We start from the raw sequence: 6,629 nt of genomic DNA, 5'->3' as shown, positions 1-6,629 counted from the left end.
GGGCGGGGGGTGGCCCCCCCCCCCCGCTTTCATGTGTGGCTTCGCGACCGGCGTTTTCCTGGCGGTCGGTGGGCAACGCGCTTGCAGGATTTCACGGCTGCGCGCCGGCCGCCGGGCGCCACAGGTCCACCGCGAAATCGGCTTCGTACGGCGGCACGTTGCATTCGATCACGTCGTCGGGCGCAATCTTGAGCGTGATGCCGACGATATCGGCGCGCACCGGCATGCGGTGGCGCTGGCGGTCCACCAGCACGGCGGCGTGCACGTGCGCGGGCTTCTGCGTGGCCAGCCATTCAAACACGCGCATCAGCGAATAGCCCTGGTACAGCACGTCGTCCACCACGATCACGCGGCGGTTGAGCAGGTTGGCGCCGTTGGGCGCTTCAAGGTGCGTTTCCGGGTGCAGCAGCTCGAGGTTGTCGGCATAGCGCTTCACCTTCAGGTCCAGGCGCTCGATCTGGGCCCAGGGCGCATGCACCTTGATGCGCGCGTGCAGCCGGTCGGCCAGCGGCGCGCCCCGGCGCAGCATGCCCAGCAGCACCGTGGGCGTGGCGTCCAGGAAGGCCGCGGCCTGGCGCGCCATGTCGTCCACCACCAGCTCCAGGTCCACTTCAGAATAAAGGCGGTAGCGGTCGGCGGGCATGGCGGGCTCCTTCAGGGGTTGGCCTAGGTTAGCGTTTACCGCGCGCAGCGCGCCAACTGGCCGGCCCCGCCGCTTGGCCTTACGATGGTGCCACGCACTCACGGACCCGACGCCATGAAGCCGCGCACTCCCGGCAAACCCGACACCGACGACGACCAGCGCCTGCTGGCCGTGCTGATAGACGCCGACAATGCCGCACCCGGTGTCATCGAGGGCCTGCTGGCCGAGGTGGCCAAGTACGGCGTGGCCAGCGTGAAGCGCATCTACGGTGACTTCACCTCGCCCCAGCAGACGCAGTGGAAAAAGGCGCTGCTCAAGCACTCCATTCAACCGGTGCAGCAGTTCGCCTACACCAGCGGCAAGAACGCCACCGACAGTTCGATGATCATCGACGCGATGGACCTGATGTACACGGGCCGCTTCGGCGGGTTCTGCCTGGTGTCGAGCGACAGCGACTTCACGCGGCTGGCGCAGCGGCTTCGCGAAGAGGGCCACACGGTCTACGGCTTCGGCGAGCGCAAGACCCCCGATCCGTTCGTGCAGGCCTGCGACAAGTTCATCTACACCGACCTGCTGCGCCGCGAACCCCCGCCCGAAGCCCCGGCGGCGGCGGTGGCGAAGTCAAAGGCCAAGCCCTCCAGGAAACAGCCCGCCACGGCGCCAAGCGCCGCCCCTGCTGCCGCCAAGCCCGCCGCACCGGCCGTTCCTGGCGACCTGCTGGCGCAGGCCATCGAAGAGGCCGCGGACGATGAAGGCTGGGCGTTTCTGGGCACGGTGGGTTCGTACCTGGGGAAGATCCGGCCCGACTTCGACCCGCGCCTTTACGGCCACAAGAAACTCAGCGAGCTGTTCAAGGCCCACCCGGCCCTGTTCGAAATCCAGGAGCGCGGCAGCGTCGGCGGCAGCAAATCCATCCACGTGCGGCTCCGGGCCTGACCGGGCCAGGCGGCCGGCCACCCCCGCGCAAGCCGCGGCCTGCGCTCAGTCGAAAGGGCGCCGCAGCCGGGCCGGATCGATGCCCATGCGCAGGCAGGAACGCTGTGCCGGCCCGTCGTTGAGTGCCGCCCGGAACACCGGCGCCATGGCCCGCAGGCTGCCGGCGCCGATGCGGGCCCGCAGTGCGTCGGCGGGCGTGCGCCGCAGCATCGTGATGGCCCAGGCGGGCAGCAGCGCGGCGCCGGCGCCCAGGAAGACGTCGCGCGACAGGCCCGGCGCGGGAACCGGCAGGCGCATGCGCGCCAGCACGTCGATGACCGTGCGCGAGCGCGCCGTGTAGGCCAACTGCGGCCGCACCTTCGCCAGGTAGGCTTCCACCTGCGCTTCACTGCGCGGCACGTCGGTGGCGCCCAGGCGCTCTGCCACCACGCGCGTCTGGTCGTAGTAGCGATCGGCGTGCGCCACCGGCACGGCACCCGCATAGCGGCGGTAGCCCTGCAGGAACCCGTAGGCCTCGGTGACATGCACCCAGGTCAGCAGCGCCGGATCGTCGGCGGAATAGGGCGCGCCGCTTTCGGTCACTCCGCGCACTTTCGAATGAATGCGCTTCACCCGGTCGATCAGCCGCTGCGCTTCGGCCGTCGGCGCGTAGCTGGTGCCGGCCACGAAGTCGGTGGTGCGTCGCAGGCGGCCCACCAGGTCGTCGCGGAAGTTGGAGTGGTCCCACACTCCGGCCAGGGCCGCCGGGTGCAGCGTCTGCAGCATCAGCGCGCACAGGCCGCCGCTGAGCATGCCCGGAAAGTCGGCATGCACCCGCCACACCGGACCCTCCGGGTCGAACAGGCCCGGGTCGCCCAAGGGCTGGTCGTAATCAATGCCGCTGCCGTCGGGCGCGCGCGGGAAGGCGTGCAGCACCCACCCGCGAACGCGGTCGCGCAAGGCATGGCCAAGGGGAGACGTCATGCGGTCAGGCTAGCGCGCCCGGGATGAAGGCACGAACAAGGCCGGTACCCGCGTGTGGACGGGCGGGACGGCTGCACGGTCAGGCCTTGTCCAACGGATGAACAGACCGCCGCATTTGCCTTGACGGCGGTCAAACGCCCGGCCAGCGACCGGCGTAGGCTGGAATTGCGCCGTGCGCGCACCGTCCCCGAAGGAGTACGCCATGATCCGCGACATCCTTGTGCCCTTGCAGTACAACGCCAGCGACAGCGCGGCCCTGGCGGCGGCCGCCCTGCTGGCGGTGGCCCACGAAGCCCGGGTGGCGGTGCTGGCCGCGGTGGCTTACCCGGTACCCATCGCCAGCGAATGGGGCATGGCCACCACGATGGTCAGCCAGGTGGACTTCGACCGCGTGCTGGGCGCCGCGCGCGCCGCCGGCGAGGTGGCCAGGCTGCAGGTGGAGCGCGCCGGCGCCGACTGCGAGCTGCGCGTGGTCGAAACCCTGCTCAACGAGCCCGAAGAGGCGGCGGCACTGCACGGGCGCCACGCTGACCTGTCGGTGTTCGGCGGCATGCTGCCGGAGGGGCCGGATGCCCGCTTCGCGCTGGGCTTCAGCGCCCTGCTGCTCGACACCGGGCGCCCGGTGTTGATGGTGCCGCCGAGTGCGAAGCTGCTGGTGCCGCCGCGCCGCGTGGTGCTGGCCTGGCAGCCACGGCGCGAGCCCAGCCGCGCCATCCACGATGCGCTGGCGTTGCTGCCGCGCGACGCCCGCGTGGACGTGCTGGTGCTCGACCCCGAGGTGGGCGAGTCCGGACACGGCCCGCAGCCCGGCGCCGACATCGCCGGCCACCTGGCGCGGCATGGGCTGCAGGTGAAAGTGGTGGCGCTGCCGCGCGAAGGCCGCAGCACCGGCACGGCCATCGTTGATTACGCCAGCCAGCAGCAGGCCGACCTGGTGGTGATGGGCGGCTACGGCCACTCGCGCTGGCGCCAGCGGATACTCGGCGGCACGACGCGATCGGTGCTGGAACAGGCCACCTTTCCCGTGCTGTTCGCGCATTGATGCGGTTGATGCGTCGCCTGCTGGCGCTGTGCCTGCTGGGCGCATGCACCGTTGCCGCCGCGCAGGGCGCACCCGCCGCGCCGCTGCAGCTGCTGCCCGGGGAATACCTCTGGCTGCCCGAGCTTTCACCGCGCGGACCGGTGCTGATGCTGGTGAGCCTGCCCGAGCAGCGCGCCTACGTGTATCGCAACGGCGTACGCATCGGCGTGGCCACCGTCAGCACCGGCAAGCCCGGATATGAAACGCCGACCGGCGTGTTCACCATCCTGCAGAAAAAACGCGAGCACTATTCCAACCTCTACGACGACGCACCCATGCCGTTCATGCAGCGGCTGACCTGGGACGGCGTGGCGATGCACGCCGGCCGCGTGCCCGGCTATCCGGCCTCGCACGGCTGCGTGCGCCTGCCGCATGCGTTCTCGGAAAAACTTTTCGACGTCACCACCCGCGGCATGACCGTGGTGATCGTGGACCAGGCCAACCGCGCGCCGATGCTGGCCGATCCTGCGCTGTTTCCGGCGCCGGCGCCCAAGGGGCTGCCGACGTCCACGCCGCTGCCGCGGCTGCAGTCCCCGGCCATGCCCGAGCCCGGCTACACCTGGGCGCCCGAGCAAGCGCCGCCGGGCGCACTGACGGTGGTGGTGAGCACGCTCGACCGCCAGGTGGTCGTGCTGCGCGAAGGCATCGAGATCGGCCGGGGGCCGGTGCGCATTCTCGACGGCACGTTCTCGGGAACGCTCGCCTATCTGCTGCTGGAAGGCACGGACGGCCAGGCGCCGGCGGTGCTGCCGGACCGGCCGCGCCGGCGCTGGCTGCGCGTGCACGGCGAAGGCGAGGACGATCCGGCGCGCCTGGCCGGGATGCTGGGCGTGGCGCCCGGCTTCAGCCGCGCGGTCTACGACGCCATGGTGCCGGGGACCAGCCTGGTCATCACCGACCAGGCGCTCGGAGTGGCGTCCGGCCTGACGGTGCTGCAGGCGGACGGGCCGGTGGTTCCGGTTGAACCCGGTTCAGGTGGGCCATGACCAGGCTGGGTATGCTGGCGCCCATGTTGCGCACCGCCCTGCTGATGCTTGCCTGGGTTGCCCTGCCGGCTGCCGCCGACGCGGGACTGCTTGCGCGCCTGTCCGCCGCCGCGCCCGACGCCGACCCGAAGGTGCTGGCGCTGGCGCTGCAGGCACGCGGCTGCGCGATGGCCAGTGAGGGCGTGGACACGGCGTCCCGGCTGGCGGTGATCGACTACTCGCGGCCGTCCACCGAGACGCGCCTGTGGGTGTTCGACCTCAAGCGCAAGGCGCTGCTGTTCGCCGAACACGTGGCCCACGGCCAGGGCAGCGGCGAGAACGTCCCCACGGCATTCTCCAACCGCGACGGCAGCCACCAGTCCAGCCTGGGCCTGTTCCGCACGGCCGAAACGTATGTGGGCGGCAACGGTTATTCGATGCGGATGGACGGCCTGGAGCCCGGCGTCAACGACGCCGCGCGCGACCGCTTGATCGTGATGCACGGCGCGCCCTACGTGGACCCGCTGGCGGCGCTCAAGCAGGGCCGCCTGGGCCGCAGCTACGGCTGCCCGGCCGTGCGCCCGCAGGTGGCGCGGGCCATGATCGACACGCTCAAGCAGGGCCAGCTGCTGTTCGCCTACTACCCCGATCCGGGGTGGCTGGCCAATTCGCGGGTGCTCGGCTGCGACGGCAAGGTCACCGCCAGCGCCGGCAAGGCGCGTCCGCGCGGCTGAAGCGCAGGCACCGCGCCACGCCGGGCCCTGCGGCTCAGGTGCAGCGAACAGCGGTAACGCGGTTGTCGGCGTCCACGTCCAGGTTCACCCGGTCTTCCCGGTAGTCCATGGTCACCATCATGTCGGGCTTGATCACGCGCACGCTCTCGGACGTGGTGTCGGCTTTCACCTTGGCCACCAGCGCCTCGTCGGCGATCTGGCCAATGGCCCATTGGCCCTTGTCGGCTTGGCAGGTCATGGCGGTTTCCTCGGCAGGGGCGGCAATGGTTTCGGGCGGGGTGGGGGCGTCGGCGGGCACCGGCACGGTGGCAGCCGGCCCGGACACCGCAGGACCGCCGCAGGCGGCGACGGCCAGCAGGGCGGCGATCATCAGGGGAAAGCGAACAGTGGGCGTCATGTGGGAACTCCGTCGGCGGCTGGTTCCCCGAGCCTAGCCCAAGGCGCTGCTTGCCGCCTTAACCCCGGCCTGCCGGCACCCCGGCATTTACTCGCCCGCCGCGGCTGCCGCCCTCGCGGCGGGGGAAAATTGCGCCAGCACGGCATCCAGGGTTGGCGCGACGTGGGTTTCCATCGGGCAGTGGCCGGCCCCGGCCACCGTGATGCGGCGGGCCGAAGGCAGGGCGGCCTGCAGCCGGTCGGCGACCTCGGGCTTCACCCACTGGTCGTTCTCGCCCCACAAAATCAGCGTTGGAACAATGTCCAGGTCGGCACCGGTAGGCGTGGCCGGCCACTGCGCGGCGTAGCCGTTCATGATGGCCAGCGCCGTGCCGGGCTGGCGCAGCGGTGCCAGGTAGCCTTCGATTTCTTCGGGGCTGGCGGCGCGGCCGTAGGCCTTGGCCAGCAGTTCGCCGATCTTTTGCTCGCGCAGGTAGCGTCGCTCGAGCAGGCCGGCCAACCAGCGCCGCAGGCGCGGTGCCTTGAAGCGCTCGCGGTTGCGCAGTTCCTTGGCCGACGGGATCGGGTTGCCGGCCAGGTACACCACGCTGGCGATGTCGCCCGGCATGTCCTGCACCAGTTCGGCCACCACGCGCGTGCCCATGGAATGGCCAAGCAGGCACCAGCCGGCGCCGCGTTCGCGCAGCCACGGCGCCAGGGCCGCGCCGGCGGTGCCGGGGAAGGGCGTGCGCGCGCTGTAGCCGTAGGCGGGCAGGTCAAGCGCCCAGACCTCGTGCCCGGCCGCCGCCAGGGCCGGCGCCAGGTCGCGGAATGAAAACGTCGAGCCGCCGAACCCGTGCAGCAGCAGGACCGGGCAGCCGCCCGCGGCGCCCACCGCCGGGCCGGGCCGCCCGGGGGCCGGCCCCCCGGGC

8 protein-coding genes are annotated in these 6,629 nt (G+C 71.5%); 4 read left to right on the top strand and 4 right to left on the bottom strand.

Features of this window, described 5'->3' with window-relative positions:
• Positions 1-91: 91 nt before the first annotated feature.
• Positions 92-643, bottom strand: a complete 552-nt coding sequence (locus K0M70_RS14095; RefSeq protein ID WP_290783001.1) for a phosphoribosyltransferase family protein — start codon at positions 641-643, stop codon at positions 92-94.
• A 114-nt stretch (positions 644-757) separates the two neighbouring features.
• Here K0M70_RS14095 and K0M70_RS14090 point away from each other — a divergent pair, with 114 nt between their 5' ends.
• Positions 758-1,579, top strand: a complete 822-nt coding sequence (locus K0M70_RS14090; RefSeq protein ID WP_290782999.1) for an NYN domain-containing protein — start codon at positions 758-760, stop codon at positions 1,577-1,579.
• A gap of 45 nt (positions 1,580-1,624) precedes the next feature.
• Here K0M70_RS14090 and K0M70_RS14085 read toward each other — a convergent pair whose 3' ends face one another.
• Positions 1,625-2,542, bottom strand: coding sequence for an oxygenase MpaB family protein (locus K0M70_RS14085; protein WP_290782998.1), 918 nt, complete (start codon positions 2,540-2,542; stop codon positions 1,625-1,627).
• A 202-nt stretch (positions 2,543-2,744) separates the two neighbouring features.
• On the opposite strand from K0M70_RS14085, the gene K0M70_RS14080 reads away from it, so the two are divergent.
• The 3 genes from K0M70_RS14080 to K0M70_RS14070 are packed head-to-tail and all read left to right on the top strand — an operon-like array spanning position 2,745 to position 5,322.
• Positions 2,745-3,584, top strand: a complete 840-nt coding sequence (locus tag K0M70_RS14080) for a universal stress protein (RefSeq protein WP_290782996.1) — start codon at positions 2,745-2,747, stop codon at positions 3,582-3,584.
• Between the two features lie 8 nt (positions 3,585-3,592).
• Complete coding sequence (locus K0M70_RS14075) at positions 3,593-4,609, top strand: L,D-transpeptidase (RefSeq protein ID WP_290782995.1); 1,017 nt, start codon at positions 3,593-3,595, stop codon at positions 4,607-4,609.
• A gap of 44 nt (positions 4,610-4,653) precedes the next feature.
• Entirely contained in the window at positions 4,654-5,322 is a 669-nt protein-coding gene (locus K0M70_RS14070) for a murein L,D-transpeptidase catalytic domain family protein (RefSeq protein ID WP_290783003.1), read from the top strand.
• Positions 5,323-5,356: 34 nt separating this feature from the next.
• Here K0M70_RS14070 and K0M70_RS14065 read toward each other — a convergent pair whose 3' ends face one another.
• Positions 5,357-5,719: an I78 family peptidase inhibitor gene (locus tag K0M70_RS14065; RefSeq protein WP_290782993.1), complete on the bottom strand. Its 363-nt coding sequence runs from the start codon at positions 5,717-5,719 to the stop codon at positions 5,357-5,359.
• Positions 5,720-5,806: 87 nt separating this feature from the next.
• On the bottom strand, positions 5,807-6,629 hold an 823-nt coding region (locus K0M70_RS14060; protein ID WP_290782991.1), incomplete at its 5' end, for an alpha/beta hydrolase.

It is taken from the genome of Arenimonas sp., assembly GCF_019459675.1.
GTDB lineage: Bacteria > Pseudomonadota > Gammaproteobacteria > Xanthomonadales > Xanthomonadaceae > Arenimonas.
The sequence above is the reverse complement of the archived record's forward strand: the minus strand, read 5'-3'. Positions and strand labels throughout refer to the sequence as shown.